An 18,173-nucleotide genomic window follows, 5' to 3' on the forward strand; every position below is an offset into this window, starting at 1 on the left:
CGGGCCAGGCTATGTGGACACAACGCACGCAACTCCACCTTGCGGAGTACGCGCGCCCGGTACGGATCGGCCCTCCGGTTGACCCTGCACCTATCGCGCTTCCCTACGCTGGGTTACGTGCAGCGCCTCTATGACTTCCTCCGCAGGCACCCGACGTGGGTCGACGGCACCTGGGCCGTCGTTCTCCTCGGGATTTCGGTGCTGGGCGGGGTGGCGGGCGAGCGGATCGGCCCGTGGTCCATGGTCGTTCCGATCGCGGTGCTGCTGAGCCTGGTGGTCGCGTTGCGCCGGCGGATGCCGGAGAAGATGCTGCTGCTCGCGGTGGCGGTCGGCGTGGCGCAGATGGTCACCGACGTCGCGATCCTGCCCGCCGACTTCGCCATGCTGGTGATCGTCTACACCGTCGCGGTGGAAGGGGCCCGCTGGGCCTCCCGCTTCGCGCTGGTCGCCGGTCTGTGCGCGGCCCCTCTGGCGCAGCTGCGCTGGTCGAACGAGCAGACGGGGATCGCGGGCGACGCAGCCCTGGCCGTCCTCCAGACCGTCCCCTTCGCCCTCGCCTGGGTGCTCGGCGACTCCATCCGCACCCGCCGCGCCTACTTCGCACAGCTGGAGGAGAGGGCCGCCCGCCTGGAGAAGGAGCGCGAGGCACAGTCCAAGGTCGCCGTCGCCGCCGAACGGGCCCGGATCGCGCGCGAGTTGCACGACGTCGTCGCGCACAACGTCTCGGTGATGGTGGTTCAGGCCGACGGTGCCGCCTACGTCCTGGACGCCGCGCCCGACCAGGCGAAGAAGGCCCTGGAGACCATCTCCTCCACCGGCCGCCAGGCCCTCGCCGAGATGCGCCGCCTGCTCGGCGTGCTGCGCACCGGCGAGCACCAGGAGGCCGGCGAGTACGTACCGCAGCCCGACGTCCAGCAGATCGAGGACCTCGTCGAGCAGTGCCGCGGACACGGCCTGCCCGTCGACTTCAAGATCGAGGGCACGCCCCGCCCGCTGCCCAGCGGCGTCGAGCTCACCGCCTACCGCATCGTGCAGGAGGCGCTCACCAACACCCGCAAGCACGGTGGGCCGGGGGCGGGCGCGAGCGTGCGCCTGGTCTACTTCGACGACGGTCTCGGCCTGCTCGTCGAGGACGACGGCAAGGGCGCCCCGCACGAGCTGTACGAGGAGGGCGGGTTCGACGGGCAGGGCCACGGTCTGATCGGCATGCGCGAGCGGGTCGGTATGGTCGGCGGCACCCTGGACGCGGGCCCGCGCCCGGGCGGAGGATTCCGCATCAGTGCCCTGCTGCCGCTCAAACCCGCGCACTGACGGCGCCGCACGCCCCTCGCTGACACCTGTAACGACCCCTGAGACGATCCCGACATGGAAGAGGCCCGATGACGATCCGCGTGATGCTCGTCGACGACCAGGTGCTGCTGCGCACCGGGTTCCGGATGGTGCTCGCCGCCCAGCCGGACATGGAGGTCGTGGCGGAGGCGGGGGACGGCGTCGAGGCCCTCCAGGAACTGCGGACGACCGAGGTCGACGTGGTGCTGATGGACGTCCGCATGCCGAAGCTCGACGGAGTGGAGACGACCCGCCGGATCTGCGCGGACACCGACCCGCCGAAGGTGCTCATCCTGACCACCTTCGACCTCGACGAGTACGCCTTCTCCGGGCTGAAGGCGGGCGCCTCCGGCTTCATGCTCAAGGACGTCCCGCCGGCCGAGCTCCTGACCGCGATCAGGGCCGTGCACAGCGGGGACGCGGTCGTCGCGCCCTCCACCACCCGGCGGCTCCTGGACCGCTTCGCGCCCATGCTGCCGGGTACCAAGCAGCCCCAGCACAAGGAGCTGGAGCGGCTCACCGACCGTGAGCGCGAGGTCATGGTGCTGGTCGCGCAGGGTCTGTCCAACGGCGAGATCGCGGCGCGGCTGGTGCTGTCGGAGGCGACCGTGAAGACGCACGTGGGCCGCATCCTGACCAAGCTCGGGCTCAGGGACCGGGTGCAGGTCGTGGTGCTGGCCTACGAGACGGGGTTGGTGCGGGCCGGGGGGCACGGCTGAGCTGTCCGTGTCGGGCTGGTGCGGGCCGGGGGGCACGGCTGAGCTGTCGGTGTCGGGCTGGTGCGGGCCGGGGGCACGGCTGAGCTGTCGGTGTCGGGCTGGGTGCGGGCCGGGGGGACGGCTGAGCTGTCGGTGTCGGGCTGGGTGCGGGCCGGGGGGACGGCTGAGCTGTCGGTGTCGGGCTGGTGCGGGCCGGCGGGCACTGCTGACCTGCCGGTCCGACCCGACTGCGCCGCCCCGGCCGTGCCGGCCCGTCGGCGCGGGGCGGCGTGTCCGGCCGCGCCTCGGCCGCTGACCCTCCGGCGCGGGCCGGCTACCTGAGGATCCCTTCCAGGAACTCGCTGCCGAGCCGGGCCACCACCGTCACGTCCAGCTGGTGCAGCACGTAGCGGCCGCGGCGGCGGGTGGTGATCAGGCCCGCCTTCTTCAGCACGGCCAGATGCCGGGATATCTCCGGGGCCGTCATGCCGAGCACCTGCGCCAGCTCGCTGGTGGTGTGCGCGCTGCGGGCCAGATGGCGGCACATGCGCATCCGGACCTGATGGGACAGCGCGGTCATCCGCAGGGCCAGCTGTTCGAGCGTCTGCGGTACGGCGAGCTCCGGGGAGCCCACCGGGTAGTGCAGCACCGGCTGCCAGCCGTACCGGTGCAGGACCATCAGATGCGGCCAGCCGAGACTCGTCGGGACGAGCAGCAGGCCGCCGTCGCCCGTGGCCGTACGGCCGTCGCCCAGCTTGTCGACCGTGATCCGGGTGCCGGCGGCATCGAGCGTGATCGCCGGCGACACCGCGGCCAGCCCCTCGGCAAGGCCCTTGCGCCGCAGCAGATCCGTCTTGTGCCGGGCATCGGCCGCGAGCTGGTGGCGCAGCCGGGACCAGGCCTCCGCGAAGAACGCCTCCTCGCAGTCCCGCAGGAACTGCCGCAGCCAGGCCCGGATCCTGGGCGGGTCCGCCAGCAGCCGCTCACCGAAGCGCAGTTGCCGCGGTCCGCGCGCGGCGGCCAGCTCCAGTGCCCGGCGGCGCGTCTCCGGGTCGGAGAGCGTCGTCGGTCCGCTGTCGCCGTAGCAGGTGGCACAGGTGAACTCCAGTGCCGCGTCCACGAACTGCTCGTCGGACAGCTTGTCGAGCTGGTCCAGCTCCTCGGCGAGGGTCGCGCCCGGGAGCGTGCGTCGGTCCGGCAGGCCCGCCCAGGGCAGGAACAGATCCGAGAACGTCGTCCGCCACAGGAAGTCCGCCTCGCACATCCGGTCGGCCAGATGCGGGTCGAGCCGGGCCGTCACCCCCGTCACCCAGCCCTGCAGGCCCGGGTGGTGCGCCGGTTCGGACAGCGCGTGCAGGGCCATGCCGAGCTCGGCCAGGGGCGACGGCACGACGGCGACCGCCTCGGGCCGCAGCCCCTCGATGTCGATGTGCACGCTCATGCCCTCATGGTGCACCCGGCCACCGACAACGCCCCCGTCGATTGACGGGCCTGGTCAATCGACGCGACGCCGTTCCCGGTTCGGACGCACGGTGGGACCACCGGGGCAGCCGCGGAGCCTTCGGACCTCCATCACCCCGTCCCGCAGAGGCGATTCACCATGAGCATCACGCAGCAGTACCTCCTCGACACCTACCGCGCCCGGTCCCTCGGCGAGCCCGGCCCGCCCGCCCCCGGCACCGACGACTGGAAGGTCGTGCGGGAGTGGCGCGACGAACGGCACTTCCGCGCCGCCCTCGCGGACCGCCCGGCCCGACGCCGGCTCCGGGACGGCATGAGGAGGTGGCGGCGGCGCCCTACCTGACCTGCTCCGGCAGCCGGGCCACGAACTCCGCCACCGCCGCCTTCACGTCCTCGGCACTCCACTCCAGCCCATCGGCCCGCACATGCACCTCCGTGAGCGCCAGCCCGGGACCGCCCCGGTCCCAGCCATGGCCGAACAGGACGACCCCCGTCTCCTCGGCCATGCGGACCGCAGCCTCCGCGAGGACGTCCGGCTCGTACGGGAGCCACACCTGGAAGTCGTGGGTGTGCGGCACCTCCGGGTGCACGCGCGCCCACGGCACCCCGGCCGCCGCGAACGCCTCGCGCATCGCGGCGGCCACCACGCGCGCGTGTGCCACGTACTCCGGCAGCCGGGGCAGTTGGCGCTCCAGCCCGACCAGCGCCGACAGCACCGTGGGGAACTCCTGGAAGACCGTCCCGCCGTACCGGTGCCGCCAGGTCTTCGCCTCCTCGACGAGCTCCTTCGGGCCCGCGAGCGCCGCGCCGCCGAAAGCGTCCAGGGCCTTGTAGAACGACACGTAGACGCTGTCGGCCAGGCCCGCGATCTCCTCCAGCGGGCGGCCGAAGTGGACGGTGGACTCCCACAGGCGGGCCCCGTCGAAGTGCACCACGGCGTCCCGTTCCCGCGCGGCCTCGACGACCGCGGTGAGTTCCTCCCAGGAGGGCAGCACGAAACCGGCGTCCCTCAGGGGCAGTTCGAGCATCAACGCCCCGAAGGGCTCCTCGAAGTCGCGCACCTCGTCGGCGGTCGGCAGCCGCGGCTCGCTCGTCAGCCGCACCGGGCGCAGCCGGCCGACCTCGCTGAACGCGTTCCGCTCGTGCACCTCGGGATGGCTGAGCGCGTGCAGGGCGACGGTCGGGTTCCCGGTGCGGCCCGCCCAGCAGCGCAGGGCCACCTGCTGGGCCATCGTGCCCGTCGGGAAGAACGCGGCGGCTTCGGTGCCGAGCAGCCCGGCGACCTTCGTCTCCAGCGCCTCGACGACACCGTCGCCGTACACGTCGGACAACTGGTCGAGGTCGTGGACGGCCGCCGCCTCCTCCAGCAGCGCCAGGCGCTCCCGGAGGGTCTGCTGGAAGCCGAAGCGCGCGAACACGCGTCCGGCCCTGTGATGGGCGGCCAGCCGCCGCTCGCGCAGCCGCGCGACCCGGTCCCGGTCCGTCACCCCGTCGTCGCGTTCCGCCCTATCGGTCATGCCCCGGATCCTGCCCCGAGCGCGGGCGGCGGGGCATCCGCATTTCCGGACGCCCTGACGGGAATGCCGCACGGGCATGCACAGCCTGTGGATGGCCGAACGCCCCTCGAACCGATCGCGTTAACATGACGAGAAATCGTCCGGTACCCGGAGCGGACTGGAACGGGAAGGCCGCCGTCGAGTGAACACAACCCCACAGCCAGACCCCAAGGACCGCCCCGCGCGGCTCACCGTCGGCGTCGTCGGCGCCGGCCGTGTGGGCCCCGCGCTGGCGGCGTCCCTGCAGCTCGCCGGGCACCGCCCGGTCGCCGTCTCCGCGGTCTCGCAGGCCTCCCGGCGCCGCGCCGGGCTGCTGCTGCCCGACGTGCCGGTGATGCCGCCCGCCGAGGTCCTGAAGCGGGCCGACCTGGTGCTGCTGACCGTCCCCGACGACGCCCTGCCCGACCTCGTCACCGGCCTCGCCGACACCGGATCCGTCCGGCCGGGGCAGCTCCTCGTGCACACCTCGGGGCGGTACGGGGCGCGGGTCCTCGACCCGGCGCTGCGCGCGGGCGCCCTGCCGCTCGCCCTGCACCCGGCGATGACCTTCACGGGCACGCCCGTGGACGTCCAGCGGCTGGCCGGCTGCTCCTTCGGCGTCACCGCCCCCGAGGAGCTGCGCCTGGCCGCCGAGGCCCTGGTCATCGAGATGGGCGGCGAGCCGGAGTGGATCGCCGAGGAGAACCGGCCGCTCTACCACGCGGCGCTCGCCCTGGGCGCCAACCACCTGGTCACGCTGGTCGCCCAGTCCATGGAGCTGCTGAGCGCGGCCGGCGTGACGGCCCCCGACCGGATGCTCGGCCCGCTGCTCGGCGCGGCCCTGGACAACGCCCTGCGCTCCGGCGACGCGGCCCTCACCGGCCCGGTCGCGCGCGGCGACGCCGGCACGGTCGCCGCGCACGTCACGGAGCTGCGCCGGCACGCCCCCCAGACCGTCGCCGGGTACCTGGCGATGGCCCGGGCGACCGCCGACCGGGCCCTGGCCCACGGCCTGCTGAAGCCGGAACTGGCCGAGGACCTCCTCGGGGTACTCGCCGACGGAACCGACGGCACCGAAGGCACCGAAGGGGACGCCCGATGACCGCCACCCTGCTGAGCACCGCCGGCGACCTGCACGCACGCGCCCGTACGGGCCGCCGCGCCGTGGTGATGACCATGGGCGCGCTGCACGAGGGCCACGCCACGCTGATCCGCACCGCGCGCACCATCGCCGGTCCGGACGGTGAGGTCGTGGTCACCGTCTTCGTCAATCCGCTCCAGTTCGGCCAGGGCGAGGACCTCGACCGCTACCCGCGCACCCTGGACGCCGACGTCGAGCTCGCCGGACGGTCGGGCGCAGACGTCGTGTTCGCCCCCTCCGTGGACGAGGTGTACCCGGGCGGTGAGCCCCAGGTCCGCATCACCGCGGGCCCCATGGGCGGGCGACTGGAGGGCGCCTCCCGCCCCGGCCACTTCGACGGCATGCTCACCGTCGTCGCCAAGCTGCTGCACCTCACCCGCCCCGACGTCGCCCTGTACGGCCAGAAGGACGCCCAGCAGCTCGCCCTGATCCGTCGCATGGTGCGGGACCTGAACTTCGGCGTGGAGATCGTCGGCGTGCCCACCGTCCGCGAGGAGGACGGCCTGGCCCTGTCCAGCCGCAACCGCTACCTGTCGGCCGCCGAGCGGCGCACCGCCCTCGCCCTGTCCGGTGCCCTGTTCGCGGGCCAGGACCGGCATGCCGCACAGGAGGCGCTGCGGGCCCGGGCGCGCGAGGTGCCCGCCACGCGCGCGCGTGCCGAGGCGCTCAGCGCCATAGGGGAGTCCCGTGCGGCGGCCGACGCACACGCCGTGGCGACGGCCGTCCCCGGCGGCCCGGCGGCCGTCCGCGCCGCCGCCCGCCTGGTCCTGGACGAGGCCGCCCGCCTCGAACCCCCGCTCGCGCTGGACTACCTCGCCCTGGTGGATCCGTCCGACTTCACCGAGATCGAGGACGACTTCACGGGCGAGGCGGTCCTCGCCGTCGCCGCCCGGGTCGGGTCGACCCGGCTGATCGACAACGTCCCGCTCACCTTCACACGTTTCGGAGCCGCCTCGTGACCACCACAGGCATACGACTGCACGCGCCCGCCGCCGGGTGGTCCATCGCCGCGGACGTGGTCGTCGTCGGCTCCGGCGTCGCCGGACTGACCGCGGCCCTGCGCTGCGAGGCCGCGGGCCTGCGGACGGTCGTCGTCACCAAGGCCCGGCTCGACGACGGCTCCACCCGCTGGGCCCAGGGCGGCATCGCCGCGGCCCTCGGCGAGGGCGACACCCCCGAACAGCATCTCGACGACACGCTCGTCGCGGGCGCCGGCCTGTGCGACGAGGACGCGGTCCGCCTCCTCGTCACCGAGGGCCCCGACGCCGTACGCCGCCTCATCGAGACCGGCGCCCGGTTCGACGAGTCCGAGGGCGAGCTGGCACTGACCCGCGAGGGCGGCCACCACCGCCGCCGCATCGCCCACGCCGGCGGCGACGCCACCGGCGCCGAGATCTCCCGCGCCCTGGTCGAGGCCGTCCGCGCGCGGGGCATGCGCACCGTCGAGAACGCGCTCGTCCTGGACCTCCTCACGGACGCCGAGGGCCACACGGCCGGTGTCACCCTGCACGTCATGGGGGAGGGCCAGCACGACGGCGTGGGGGCCGTCCACGCCCCCGCGGTGGTCCTCGCCACCGGCGGCATGGGCCAGGTCTTCTCCGCCACCACCAACCCGGCGGTGTCGACGGGCGACGGCGTGGCGCTCGCGCTGCGGGCCGGCGCGGAGGTCAGCGACCTGGAGTTCGTCCAGTTCCACCCGACCGTGCTGTTCCTCGGCCCGGACGCGGAGGGCCAGCAGCCCCTGGTCTCCGAGGCCGTACGCGGCGAGGGCGCCCACCTGATCGACGCCGACGGCGTGCGCTTCATGGTGGGGCAGCACGAACTGGCCGAACTCGCCCCCCGCGACATCGTCGCCAAGGGCATCACGCGGCGCATGCTGGAGCAGGACGCCGAGCACATGTTCCTCGACGCCCGGCACTTCGGCGCCGAGATGTGGGAGCACCGCTTCCCGACGATCCTCGCCGCCTGCCGCGCCCACGGCATCGACCCGGTCACCGCGCCCATCCCGGTCGCCCCGGCCGCCCACTACGCCTCCGGCGGCGTCCGCACCGACTCCCACGGCCGGACGACCGTCCCCGGCCTCTACGCCTGCGGCGAGGTGGCCTGCACCGGCGTGCACGGAGCCAACCGCCTGGCGTCCAACTCCCTGCTCGAAGGCCTCGTCTACGCCGAGCGCATCGCGGCCGACATCGCGGCGCGGGGCCTGCACGCGCGCGTGCCCCAGCCGGTCCCGCACCCGGAGATCCCCGAGCACCCCCTGCAGACCCCCGAAGCCCGCTTCACGATCCAGCGGATCATGACGGCAGGGGCGGGCGTCCTGCGCTCGGCGGGCTCCCTCACCAAGGCCGCCGACCAGCTCCAGCGCCTGCACACCGACGCCCGGGAGGCCCTCGCCGAGAACGGCAAGACGGCCGAGGCCGGTGTCGACACCTGGGAGGCCACCAACCTCCTGTGCGTGGCCCGCGTCCTGGTCGCCGCCGCCCTGCGGCGCGAGGAGACCCGGGGCTGCCACTGGCGCGAGGACCGCCCCGAGCGCGACGACAGCACCTGGCGCCGCCACATCGTCGTGACCCTGAACCCGGACCGCACGCTGGCCGTGCACACCACGGACACCACAGACTTCCCCCCGACCCTCCCCACCCAGGCCCCCCAGGAGCAGTGACCGACGTGAGCACCCCCGACCTTCCCCTCGCCTCCACCGGAGGCTGCTCAGACGGCTGCGCCTGCGGCGCGGACGACGAGGCATACCTGGAGTGCGGCCTGGACCCCGCACTCGCCCAGCTCCTGGCCGACGCCGGCCTCGACCCCGTCGAGGTCGAGGACATCGCCAACGTGGCCCTCCAGGAGGACCTGGCCCACGGCGTGGACGTGACGACGGTGGCGACCATCCCCGAGGGCGCGGTGGCCACGGCCGACTTCACCGCACGCGAGGCGGGCACGGTGGCCGGCCTGCGCGTCGCCGAGGCGGTCATCTCGGTGGTCTGCGAGGAAGAGCTGGAGATCGAGCGCCACGCCGAGGACGGCGACCGCGTCGAAGCCGGCCAGAAGCTCCTCTCCGTCACCACCCGCACCCGCGACCTCCTCACGGCCGAGCGCAGCGCGCTGAACATCCTGTGCCGCCTGTCGGGCATCGCGACGGCCACGCGCGCGTGGGCAGACGTCCTGGACGGCACGAAGGCCAGGGTCCGCGACACCCGCAAGACCACGCCGGGCCTGCGCTCCCTGGAGAAGTACGCGGTCCGCTGCGGCGGCGGCGTCAACCACCGCATGTCCCTCTCCGACGCGGCCCTCGTCAAGGACAACCACGTGGTCGCGGCGGGCGGTGTCGCCCAGGCCTTCCAGGCGGTGCGCGAACGCTTCCCGGACGTGCCCATCGAGGTCGAGGTCGACACCCTGGACCAGCTCCGCGAGGTCCTGGACGCCGGCGCCGACCTGATCCTGCTGGACAACTTCACTCCGGGCGAGTGCGCGGAGGCCGTCGCCGTCGTCCAGGGCCGTGCCGCCCTGGAGGCCTCGGGCCGCCTCACCCTGGTCAACGCCAAGGCCTATGCGGACACCGGCGTCGACTACCTCGCCGTCGGAGCCCTCACCCACTCCTCGCCGATCCTGGACATCGGCCTGGACCTGCGGCCGGCGGAGTAGGGGCGGGTACGGGTCATGCTGCTGACGATCGACGTAGGAAACACCCACACCGTCCTCGGCCTGTTCGACGGCGATGAGATCGTCGAACACTGGCGCATCTCCACGGACGCGCGCCGCACCGCCGACGAACTGGCGGTCCTCCTCCAGGGCCTGATGGGCATGCACCCGCTTCTCGGCGACGAACTGGGCGACGGCATCGACGGCATCGCCATCTGCGCCACCGTCCCCTCGGTCCTGCACGAACTCCGCGAGGTGACCCGCCGCTACTACGGCGACGTGCCCGCGATCCTCGTCGAGCCGGGCGTCAAGACGGGCGTGCCGATCCTCATGGACAACCCCAAGGAGGTCGGCGCCGACCGCATCATCAACGCGGTCGCGGCGGTCGAGCTCTACGGCGGCCCGGCCATCGTCGTCGACTTCGGCACGGCGACGACGTTCGACGCGGTCAGCGCGCGAGGGGAGTACGTCGGCGGGGTCATCTCGCCCGGCATCGAGATCTCCGTGGAGGCCCTGGGCGTCCGCGGCGCCCAGCTCCGCAAGATCGAGGTGGCCCGGCCGCGCAACGTCATCGGCAAGAGCACGGTCGAGGCGATGCAGTCCGGCGTCATCTACGGCTTCGCCGGCCAGGTCGACGGCGTGGTCAACCGCATGGCCCGTGAGCTGTCGGAGGACCCGGACGACGTCACCGTCATCGCGACGGGCGGGCTGGCCCCGATGGTGCTGGGCGAGTCGTCGGTGATCGACGAGCACGAACCGTGGCTGACGCTGATCGGGCTGCGCCTGGTGTACGAGCGGAACGTGTCGCGCATGTGAGGTGCCGACGGGGGCGGGCGGGCGCTCTGGGCGAGACGAGTGGTCCCCCGCGCCACACCCGCCCCCTGTGCGCAAATTGTCTGATTAGCGCGTATCGTCGCCGCATGCCCACGCCATACGGATCCCGCGGCGGCATGGCGTTCGGCGTGGAGGAGCTGCGTGTGCTCCGCCGCGCTCTCGCCCTTGCCCTCCACCCCACCCCCGCCTCGGCCGAAGACGTCCAGGACTGTCTCCGTCTCGCAGAGTCGCTCGACGAGGCGCTGCGGGAGGGGGTCAGGCTGCGTGCCTTCCTCGTGGCCGACCTGGGCCGGTACCGCGCCGCCCTCCCCGGCACCGCCGCCGGCTACCTCGCACTCCTGGACGAGGCCCTGGGCGCCGGTTACCGCCCCCTCCCCGACGACCTCGCCGCCCTGCGCGCCCTGCGCGGCAATCCCGCCGCAGCGGCCCTCCTGGGCCGCTGTACGCCCACCCCTGTGGCCGCCGCGCCCGCCCCGGTGGCCGCGGTTCCCGGCTCCCGCACCCGCACCCGCACCCGTCTCCTGGCGATCCCCGGCGGCCGCCGCGCCCCCGGTGACGCCGTCGAGGGCGGCCCGGAGAAGCAGCCCGAGAAGAAGCCCGTACGCAAGCCGGCGCCCCCCAAGCCCGCCCCGGCCCCCGCCCCCGGCACCCCCAAGCCCTCCCGCCCGATCCCCACGCCGGGCGAGGTCTTCCCGCGCCGCAAGCCGGCCCCGCCACCACCCGCGAACCCCCAGCAGCTCGCCGCGGGCTGACGTGGCTACCCTGGATCCATGGACTACGTCTCCGCGCTGCTGCCCCCGGCCGTCATGGCCGTCTTCTTCATCGGCGTGATCCGGGTGATCGTGAAGACCCAGGGCGGCGCCAACAAGGCCAAGGAGGACGCGGCCGTGGACGCCGCCCTCGCGCGCGTGGAGGGCGCCCGCCAGTCCGGCGCGGCGCCCTCGAAGACCGACGCCTGACCCACACCCTCCCGAGGGCGTACGACTCGGCGGACCCGCACCCCGCGGCGCCCGCACCGCCGAGCCGTACGCCCTTTTTGTTCCTGTTCGCCGGTGAAGCGCACGTCCGCCACGCCATTACCGGGATCTCCCACTATTGTTCTGAGCTGTGCCTCGCCCATTGGGAGAACTCGAAGACGCGGTCATGTCGCGGGTGTGGAAGTGGAACCGCCCGGTGACCGTTCGAGAAGTCCTGGAAGATCTTCAGAAGGAGCGGTCCATCGCGTACACCACCGTGATGACCGTTTTGGACAATCTCCATCAGAAGGGCTGGGTGCGCCGCGAGGCGGAAGGCCGCGCCTATCGATATGAGGCGGTCTCCACCCGTGCCGCCTACGCAGCGGCCCTGATGAACGACGCCTGGTCGCAGAGCGACAACCCCGCCGCCGCTCTCGTCGCCTTCTTCGGCATGATGAGCGAGGAACAACGGCGGTCTCTCAGAGATGCCGTACGGATCGTGCAGGGCCCGGAAACCCAGGAACCGACCGAACCGTCGGAATCCGCGGAACGGGCCGAACGGCCGGAACGCGGGGAAGGCCCCGAGGAGAACCCCGCCTCCGCTCAGGACCTCGGCGGGCGATAGCGTCCCGCCATGTCCGCGAAGAGCCCCGAAGCCACCGCAAAAGCCATCACCGTCCGGCGGGCCCGCACCAGCGATGTCCCGGCCGTGCGCAGCCTCCTTGACGCCTACGTGCGCGGCCGCATCCTGCTCGACAAAGCGACGGTGACGCTTTACGAGGACATCCAGGAGTTCTGGGTCGCGGAACGGGACGACAACGCCGAGGTCGTCGGCTGCGGTGCGCTGCACGTGATGTGGGAAGACCTCGCGGAAGTCCGCACTCTCGCGGTGAAGCCCGGCCTGAAGGGCGCGGGCGTCGGGCACCGGGTGCTGGAGAAGTTGCTGCAGACCGCCCGCTGGCTCGGTGTTCGCCGCGTTTTCTGTCTGACCTTCGAAGTCGACTTCTTCACCAAGCACGGCTTCGTGGAGATCGGCGAGACACCCGTCGACACAGATGTCTACGCGGAGCTGCTGCGTTCCTATGACGAGGGCGTCGCGGAGTTCCTGGGACTCGAACGAGTGAAACCGAACACCTTGGGCAACAGCCGGATGCTTCTGCATCTGTGATCGTCGGGCGCTAGTCGGTCCAAGAGGGCCGGGCAGGTTCGTCAAGGCATATTCCGCGGGGCCGCCCCTGCCCCGGTGCCCTATGTCCGAAACGCGCACGTTTCCGGACCGAGCCCGGGCTGCCGGTCTCTGCCGGGGGTTTGTGTTTTTCCGGCAAAAGCGGTTTGCTTTCCGAGGTACTGCAGTACTGCATATAACAGGGGACGGCGATACGGCGGACGCCGGCACACCCCGGCCCTGAAGATATCGATGAAAGGAAATCCGGTGGCACAGAAGGTTCAGGTCCTTCTTGTCGACGACCTCGACGGTGGCGAGGCGGACGAGACCGTGACGTTCGCGCTGGACGGCAAGACGTACGAGATCGATCTCACCACCTCCAATGCGGACAAGCTCCGTGGCCTTCTCGAGCCTTACGTGAAGGGCGGTCGTCGTACCGGAGGCCGTGCTTCGGGCGGGCGCGGAAAGACGCGCGCGGCTTCGAGCGGCAGCCAGGACACCGCGGCGATCCGCGCCTGGGCGAAGGAGAACGGCTACGAGGTCAACGACCGCGGCCGTGTTCCGGCGACCATCCGCGAGGCTTACGAGAAGGCCAACGGCTGAACAGCGGCATCACCGACCCTGCGCACGCATGGCCGGCGGCTGGGCGCAGGGGCGCCGCAGCCGGATCCGGTGGCACTGTGTGGCCATCGTGTTCACCAGCCGCACGAGATCGGGGGCGTCCCCAGCGCCCCCCGGCGCCGACAGCGTCGGCAGCGAGGCCTCGACCTCGCATCCCGGCTCGGGGGGCCGCAGCCACACGGCGGCCCCCTGGGAACCGACCCGGTCCGGCGGAAACGGCCGGTCGACGGGAGAACCGGGACCAGGGGGCGGTGACCCGTCCCTGAACGGTGTGTCCGCACCGCAGGCCGAGAGGGCATCCGCCGTTACGGCGCCCGACGCGCACGGATCGCGCGACAGCAGCGCCGCCCTCTCCTCGTGAGACACCGGGGGCGACGGCGCCGCCATGAGGCCGCCCGCACCGACCGCCGCCAGATCCAGCGGCAGGCCTCCCCAGTCCAGCCACTCCAGCAGCCCGGGAAGTTCCTCGGCGCTGCCCGCGGCCACCAGGAACAGCATCCGGTCACCGTGGAGGGCGACGGGAGAGCCCGGGTCCCGGCGGCGCAGCGCCGCGTGCCCCGCCCGCGCCGGCACGTCCAGGACGTCGTAGCGCACCCCCACCACCAGCCGCAGGGGATCGCCGGGCACCGTCGGCCAGCCCAGTTCGTTCTCGTACCACCGCCGGACCTGACCGCTCGCGGGACGGATCGTGCCCGGGCCGCTCGCGGCGGGGGCGGACGGGTCGAGCGGCCGGCGGGGGAGCGGGAGGGCCGGGGACGCGGACGCGATCACGGGACGAGGGGCGCCGAACATGCCAAGTGCAACAGCGGGAAAGCCGTGCGAGTTACGCTGGGTGGCGCCGTGGACGCACAGAGTGGCGAATCGAGGGCGCGAAAGGGGTGCGGGGAGGCGCAAGGTTGTTCGCCCGTAGCGGAGGGAACGGGGGCGCTCGGCATGGACTTCCGGTCCCCGCGGGTAAGACATCCCTAGTGGGAGGGGGCGACACGCAGAAAAGGACGTCTCACGTTCGCCATCGGCGTACTGGCGAGTGGGGTATCTGCCTGGCCTGCGGGAACATCGTCTCGCACCATCGGGTTGGAGCAGATGTCGGCGTTCGGGGTCAGGAGGCCAAGGACGGTGTCGGCAGTTGGAATGAGCGGTCCCCGCTTGCGGGACTAAGCTGCGGAAGGACAGGGAGGGGAAGTTCCCCCCACTGCCTGACCGCTCTGAGGAGCGATTAACGATGTTCGAGAGGTTCACCGACCGCGCGCGGCGGGTTGTCGTCCTGGCTCAGGAAGAAGCCCGGATGCTCAACCACAACTACATCGGCACTGAGCACATCCTCCTGGGCCTGATCCACGAGGGTGAAGGTGTCGCCGCCAAGGCCCTTGAGAGCCTCGGGATTTCGCTCGAGGCGGTCCGCCAGCAGGTGGAGGAGATCATCGGCCAGGGCCAGCAGGCCCCGTCCGGCCACATCCCCTTCACCCCCCGTGCCAAGAAGGTCCTGGAGCTGTCGCTCCGCGAGGCCCTTCAGCTGGGCCACAACTACATCGGCACGGAGCACATCCTGCTCGGCCTGATCCGCGAGGGCGAGGGCGTCGCCGCCCAGGTCCTCGTCAAGCTGGGCGCAGATCTGAACCGGGTGCGGCAGCAGGTGATCCAGCTGCTCTCCGGTTACCAGGGCAAGGAGACCGCCACCGCCGGCGGTCCTGCCGAGGGCACCCCCTCCACGTCCCTGGTCCTCGACCAGTTCGGCCGGAACCTCACCCAGGCCGCTCGTGAGTCCAAGCTCGACCCGGTCATCGGGCGCGAGAAGGAGATCGAGCGGGTCATGCAGGTGCTGTCCCGCCGTACCAAGAACAACCCGGTGCTGATCGGTGAGCCCGGCGTCGGCAAGACCGCCGTCGTCGAGGGCCTCGCCCAGGCCATCGTCAAGGGCGAGGTGCCCGAGACCCTCAAGGACAAGCACCTCTACACCCTGGACCTCGGCGCGCTGGTCGCCGGCTCCCGCTACCGCGGTGACTTCGAGGAGCGCCTGAAGAAGGTACTCAAGGAGATCCGCACCCGCGGCGACATCATCCTGTTCATCGACGAGCTGCACACGCTGGTCGGTGCGGGTGCCGCCGAGGGCGCCATCGACGCCGCTTCCATCCTGAAGCCGATGCTGGCCCGCGGTGAGCTGCAGACCATCGGCGCGACCACGCTGGACGAGTACCGCAAGCACCTGGAGAAGGACGCCGCTCTCGAGCGCCGCTTCCAGCCCATCCAGGTCGCGGAGCCGTCCCTGCCGCACACGATCGAGATCCTCAAGGGTCTCCGTGACCGGTACGAGGCCCACCACCGCGTCTCCATCACGGACGAGGCGCTGGTCCAGGCCGCCACGCTGGCCGACCGGTACATCTCGGACCGCTTCCTGCCGGACAAGGCGATCGACCTGATCGACGAGGCCGGTTCCCGGATGCGCATCCGCCGGATGACCGCGCCGCCGGACCTGCGCGAGTTCGACGAGAAGATCGCCGGCGTCCGCCGCGACAAGGAGTCCGCGATCGACTCGCAGGACTTCGAGAAGGCCGCCTCCCTGCGCGACAAGGAGAAGCAGCTCCTCGCCGCCAAGGCCAAGCGGGAGAAGGAGTGGAAGGCCGGCGACATGGACGTCGTCGCCGAGGTCGACGGCGAGCTGATCGCCGAGGTCCTCGCCACCGCCACCGGTATCCCGGTCTTCAAGCTGACCGAGGAGGAGTCCTCCCGCCTGCTGCGCATGGAGGAGGAGCTCCACAAGCGGGTCATCGGCCAGAACGACGCCGTCAAGGCGCTGTCGAAGGCGATCCGCCGTACGCGTGCCGGTCTGAAGGACCCGAAGCGCCCCGGTGGCTCGTTCATCTTCGCCGGCCCGTCCGGTGTCGGTAAGACCGAGCTGTCCAAGGCGCTCGCCGAGTTCCTCTTCGGCGACGAGGACGCGCTGATCTCCCTCGACATGTCGGAGTTCAGCGAGAAGCACACGGTCTCGCGTCTCTTCGGTTCGCCCCCCGGCTACGTGGGCTACGAGGAGGGCGGCCAGCTGACCGAGAAGGTCCGCCGCAAGCCGTTCTCGGTCGTGCTGTTCGACGAGGTCGAGAAGGCCCACCCGGACATCTTCAACTCGCTGCTGCAGATCCTGGAGGACGGTCGCCTGACCGACTCCCAGGGCCGGGTCGTGGACTTCAAGAACACGGTCATCATCATGACGACCAACCTCGGCACCCGGGACATCTCCAAGGGCTTCAACCTGGGCTTCGCGGCCCAGGGCGACACGAAGTCCAACTACGAGCGCATGAAGAACAAGGTCTCGGACGAGCTCAAGCAGCACTTCCGGCCCGAGTTCCTCAACCGCGTCGACGACGTGGTCGTCTTCCCGCAGCTCAGCCAGGCCGACATCCTCAAGATCGTCGACCTGATGATCGACAAGGTCGACGAGCGCCTGAAGGACCGGGACATGGGCATCGAGCTCTCCCAGTCCGCCAAGGAGCTGCTGGCCAAGAAGGGCTACGACCCGGTGCTGGGTGCGCGTCCGCTGCGTCGCACCATCCAGCGCGAGATCGAGGACTCGCTGTCGGAGAAGATCCTCTTCGGCGAGCTGCGCCCCGGTCACATCGTGGTCGTCGACACGGAGGGCGAGGGCGAGACCAAGACCTTCACCTTCCGCGGCGAGGAGAAGGCGGCTCTTCCGGACGTCCCGCCGATCGAGCAGGCGGCGGGCGGCACGGGTCCGAACCTGAGCAAGGACGCCTGAGCGTAACGACCCACTGAGAGGGGCCGGTGCTGAACAGCACCGGCCCCTCTCGCATGTCTGCGGGCTAGGAGAGCTGCCCGTCGTAGTCCGGCAGCTTGAACGTCCTCTCGGCGTGGCCGCCCGACAGGTCGGTGGCGCTGTTGCCGATGTTCGCGATGATCGTGTAGCCCTTCTTCTCGACGTCGATGCGCTGGGCCGTCTTGTAGTCGGCGACGTTCTTGAAGAGGTCGATGAAGTTGCGGACGTAGAGTCCGGAGACCTGGTAGCCGGTCTGCTTCAGGTTGTACTGGGTGAACGAGGCGATGATGTCCGGCCGGGCGGTCACGAAGAACAGGGCGACGCCGCGCTCCTGTGCGTATCTTGCGGCCGCCAGGACCGGCTTGTTGGCCGGCTGCGGATAGGCGAAGCCGAAGTCCGTCTCCAGCGTCGTGTTGTCGATGTCGAAGACGATCGCCTGCTTCTCGCCCGGCTTCTGGGCCGCGATCCGCTGCTTCAGGTAGGGCAGCGCCTGGTCCATCACGGCCTGGCAGTCCTTCTGCCAGGTGTCGTAGTCGACGTCCGCGGCCGTGGCCGTGGCCGTGGCGGTGGTCGTGGGGGCCCGGGCGGCGGTCGCGGCGTCGGCCGGTGCGGCCATCGCCACGAGGGCTGCCGCCGAGACGGCGGTCACTGATGCGCGGCGCAACCAGGGGCGTCGGGTCTGCATGTCGTGGGGGTCCTCTCACGTCCGTGACGCTGTCAACATGTCGTGTGCATGCTTGCGCTCGAGGGTGGCGTGAGGGGAACCGTAGGGTTACCGGACGGTAGGCGCCTAGAGGCCTGCGCCACATTTTCGGAATGGCCGAAGAGGGTCCCCGGTGACATGGCGCACAGGCGATATGTCCGTTACTAGCCGGAATAGTGGATAACGGACAGGGAGAAAAGGGATTCTTCCCCCGTGGCGCGGGTGGAAGTGCTGGCTAGTGTCCTGATTCGTCCCGAATGACTGCTGTGTCAAGAGACGTAGAACACTGACCCAAATTACTAACTAGCGTCGTAGATCACGCTTT

18 protein-coding genes are annotated in these 18,173 nt (G+C 71.6%); 14 read left to right on the forward strand and 4 right to left on the reverse strand.

The features are described 5' to 3' along the window. The first annotated feature begins 117 nt into the window (after positions 1 to 117). Entirely contained in the window at positions 118 to 1,311 is a 1,194-nt protein-coding gene (locus ACZ7EG_RS13965) for a sensor histidine kinase (protein ID WP_471076884.1), read from the forward strand. A gap of 68 nt (positions 1,312 to 1,379) precedes the next feature. After that, positions 1,380 to 2,048 (forward strand): response regulator, encoded by a 669-nt coding sequence (locus tag ACZ7EG_RS13970; protein WP_234749908.1) that lies wholly within the window; start codon positions 1,380 to 1,382, stop codon positions 2,046 to 2,048. 313 nt (positions 2,049 to 2,361) lie between these two features. Here ACZ7EG_RS13970 and ACZ7EG_RS13975 read toward each other — a convergent pair whose 3' ends face one another. Then, positions 2,362 to 3,468 carry a DUF5937 family protein gene (locus ACZ7EG_RS13975; protein WP_471076888.1) on the reverse strand — a complete coding sequence of 369 codons (1,107 nt, stop codon included), beginning with the start codon at positions 3,466 to 3,468 and terminating at the stop codon, positions 2,362 to 2,364. A gap of 159 nt (positions 3,469 to 3,627) precedes the next feature. Between ACZ7EG_RS13975 and ACZ7EG_RS13980 the strand changes: the two genes are divergently transcribed. Beyond that, on the forward strand, positions 3,628 to 3,831 hold the full coding sequence (locus ACZ7EG_RS13980) for a hypothetical protein (protein WP_471076891.1): 204 nt from the start codon (positions 3,628 to 3,630) through the stop codon (positions 3,829 to 3,831). Here the strand turns inward: ACZ7EG_RS13980 and ACZ7EG_RS13985 are convergent. After that, positions 3,824 to 5,005 carry a threonine aldolase family protein gene (locus ACZ7EG_RS13985; protein WP_471076894.1) on the reverse strand — a complete coding sequence of 394 codons (1,182 nt, stop codon included), beginning with the start codon at positions 5,003 to 5,005 and terminating at the stop codon, positions 3,824 to 3,826. The genes ACZ7EG_RS13980 and ACZ7EG_RS13985 overlap by 8 nt on opposite strands. A gap of 181 nt (positions 5,006 to 5,186) precedes the next feature. Here ACZ7EG_RS13985 and ACZ7EG_RS13990 point away from each other — a divergent pair, with 181 nt between their 5' ends. The 10 genes from ACZ7EG_RS13990 (at position 5,187) to ACZ7EG_RS14035 (ending at position 13,361) form a co-directional block, all read left to right on the forward strand. Then, the gene (locus ACZ7EG_RS13990) at positions 5,187 to 6,125 is read left to right on the forward strand and encodes a Rossmann-like and DUF2520 domain-containing protein (RefSeq protein ID WP_471076897.1); all 939 of its coding nucleotides are present in this window, start codon (positions 5,187 to 5,189) and stop codon (positions 6,123 to 6,125) included. Next, positions 6,122 to 7,123 (forward strand): pantoate--beta-alanine ligase, encoded by a 1,002-nt coding sequence (gene panC / locus ACZ7EG_RS13995; RefSeq protein WP_471076900.1) that lies wholly within the window; start codon positions 6,122 to 6,124, stop codon positions 7,121 to 7,123. The genes ACZ7EG_RS13990 and panC overlap by 4 nt, the downstream gene beginning before the upstream one ends. Then, on the forward strand, positions 7,120 to 8,826 hold the full coding sequence (locus tag ACZ7EG_RS14000; RefSeq protein WP_471076903.1) for an L-aspartate oxidase: 1,707 nt from the start codon (positions 7,120 to 7,122) through the stop codon (positions 8,824 to 8,826). Before panC ends, ACZ7EG_RS14000 begins: the two co-directional genes overlap by 4 nt. Positions 8,827 to 8,831: 5 nt before the next feature. Further along, positions 8,832 to 9,806: a carboxylating nicotinate-nucleotide diphosphorylase gene (gene nadC / locus ACZ7EG_RS14005; protein ID WP_471076906.1), complete on the forward strand. Its 975-nt coding sequence runs from the start codon at positions 8,832 to 8,834 to the stop codon at positions 9,804 to 9,806. Positions 9,807 to 9,821: 15 nt separating this feature from the next. Beyond that, positions 9,822 to 10,619 carry a type III pantothenate kinase gene (locus tag ACZ7EG_RS14010; protein WP_471076909.1) on the forward strand — a complete coding sequence of 266 codons (798 nt, stop codon included), beginning with the start codon at positions 9,822 to 9,824 and terminating at the stop codon, positions 10,617 to 10,619. Between the two features lie 134 nt (positions 10,620 to 10,753). After that, a complete protein-coding gene (locus ACZ7EG_RS14015) occupies positions 10,754 to 11,389 on the forward strand; it encodes a hypothetical protein (protein ID WP_471077089.1) in 636 nt (211 codons plus the stop codon). Positions 11,390 to 11,407: 18 nt separating this feature from the next. After that, complete coding sequence (locus ACZ7EG_RS14020) at positions 11,408 to 11,596, forward strand: hypothetical protein (RefSeq protein WP_104783427.1); 189 nt, start codon at positions 11,408 to 11,410, stop codon at positions 11,594 to 11,596. A gap of 184 nt (positions 11,597 to 11,780) precedes the next feature. Then, positions 11,781 to 12,218, forward strand: coding sequence for a BlaI/MecI/CopY family transcriptional regulator (locus ACZ7EG_RS14025; RefSeq protein WP_471077092.1), 438 nt, complete (start codon positions 11,781 to 11,783; stop codon positions 12,216 to 12,218). A 9-nt stretch (positions 12,219 to 12,227) separates the two neighbouring features. Then, positions 12,228 to 12,761 carry an amino-acid N-acetyltransferase gene (locus tag ACZ7EG_RS14030; RefSeq protein WP_471076913.1) on the forward strand — a complete coding sequence of 178 codons (534 nt, stop codon included), beginning with the start codon at positions 12,228 to 12,230 and terminating at the stop codon, positions 12,759 to 12,761. 264 nt (positions 12,762 to 13,025) lie between these two features. Beyond that, positions 13,026 to 13,361, forward strand: coding sequence for a histone-like nucleoid-structuring protein Lsr2 (locus tag ACZ7EG_RS14035; RefSeq protein WP_352098736.1), 336 nt, complete (start codon positions 13,026 to 13,028; stop codon positions 13,359 to 13,361). 9 nt (positions 13,362 to 13,370) lie between these two features. Here the strand turns inward: ACZ7EG_RS14035 and ACZ7EG_RS14040 are convergent, their stop codons facing one another. Next, on the reverse strand, positions 13,371 to 14,150 hold the full coding sequence (locus ACZ7EG_RS14040) for an SCO3374 family protein (protein ID WP_471076916.1): 780 nt from the start codon (positions 14,148 to 14,150) through the stop codon (positions 13,371 to 13,373). Positions 14,151 to 14,601: 451 nt separating this feature from the next. Between ACZ7EG_RS14040 and ACZ7EG_RS14045 the strand changes: the two genes are divergently transcribed. Further along, positions 14,602 to 17,127 (forward strand): ATP-dependent Clp protease ATP-binding subunit, encoded by a 2,526-nt coding sequence (locus tag ACZ7EG_RS14045; protein WP_471076919.1) that lies wholly within the window; start codon positions 14,602 to 14,604, stop codon positions 17,125 to 17,127. Between the two features lie 64 nt (positions 17,128 to 17,191). Here ACZ7EG_RS14045 and ACZ7EG_RS14050 read toward each other — a convergent pair whose 3' ends face one another. Further along, positions 17,192 to 17,830 carry an HAD family acid phosphatase gene (locus ACZ7EG_RS14050; protein ID WP_471076922.1) on the reverse strand — a complete coding sequence of 213 codons (639 nt, stop codon included), beginning with the start codon at positions 17,828 to 17,830 and terminating at the stop codon, positions 17,192 to 17,194. Positions 17,831 to 18,173 lie beyond the last annotated feature (343 nt).

The organism is Streptomyces sp. NPDC037100, assembly GCF_055606225.1.

What these genes read in the sequence shown, in the direction of transcription:
- ACZ7EG_RS13970 (WP_234749908.1), top strand. Translation starts at nt 1,380, where the DNA reads ATGACGATCCGCGTGATGCTCGTCGACGACCAGGTGCTGCTGCGCACC.
- ACZ7EG_RS13975 (WP_471076888.1), bottom strand. Translation starts at nt 3,468, where the DNA reads ATGAGCGTGCACATCGACATCGAGGGGCTGCGGCCCGAGGCGGTCGCC.
- ACZ7EG_RS13980 (WP_471076891.1), top strand. Translation starts at nt 3,628, where the DNA reads ATGAGCATCACGCAGCAGTACCTCCTCGACACCTACCGCGCCCGGTCC.
- ACZ7EG_RS13985 (WP_471076894.1), bottom strand. Translation starts at nt 5,005, where the DNA reads ATGACCGATAGGGCGGAACGCGACGACGGGGTGACGGACCGGGACCGG.
- panC (WP_471076900.1), top strand. Translation starts at nt 6,122, where the DNA reads ATGACCGCCACCCTGCTGAGCACCGCCGGCGACCTGCACGCACGCGCC.
- ACZ7EG_RS14010 (WP_471076909.1), top strand. Translation starts at nt 9,822, where the DNA reads ATGCTGCTGACGATCGACGTAGGAAACACCCACACCGTCCTCGGCCTG.
- ACZ7EG_RS14015 (WP_471077089.1), top strand. Translation starts at nt 10,754, where the DNA reads ATGGCGTTCGGCGTGGAGGAGCTGCGTGTGCTCCGCCGCGCTCTCGCC.
- ACZ7EG_RS14020 (WP_104783427.1), top strand. Translation starts at nt 11,408, where the DNA reads ATGGACTACGTCTCCGCGCTGCTGCCCCCGGCCGTCATGGCCGTCTTC.
- ACZ7EG_RS14025 (WP_471077092.1), top strand. Translation starts at nt 11,781, where the DNA reads ATGTCGCGGGTGTGGAAGTGGAACCGCCCGGTGACCGTTCGAGAAGTC.
- ACZ7EG_RS14030 (WP_471076913.1), top strand. Translation starts at nt 12,228, where the DNA reads ATGTCCGCGAAGAGCCCCGAAGCCACCGCAAAAGCCATCACCGTCCGG.
- ACZ7EG_RS14045 (WP_471076919.1), top strand. Translation starts at nt 14,602, where the DNA reads ATGTTCGAGAGGTTCACCGACCGCGCGCGGCGGGTTGTCGTCCTGGCT.
- ACZ7EG_RS14050 (WP_471076922.1), bottom strand. Translation starts at nt 17,830, where the DNA reads ATGCAGACCCGACGCCCCTGGTTGCGCCGCGCATCAGTGACCGCCGTC.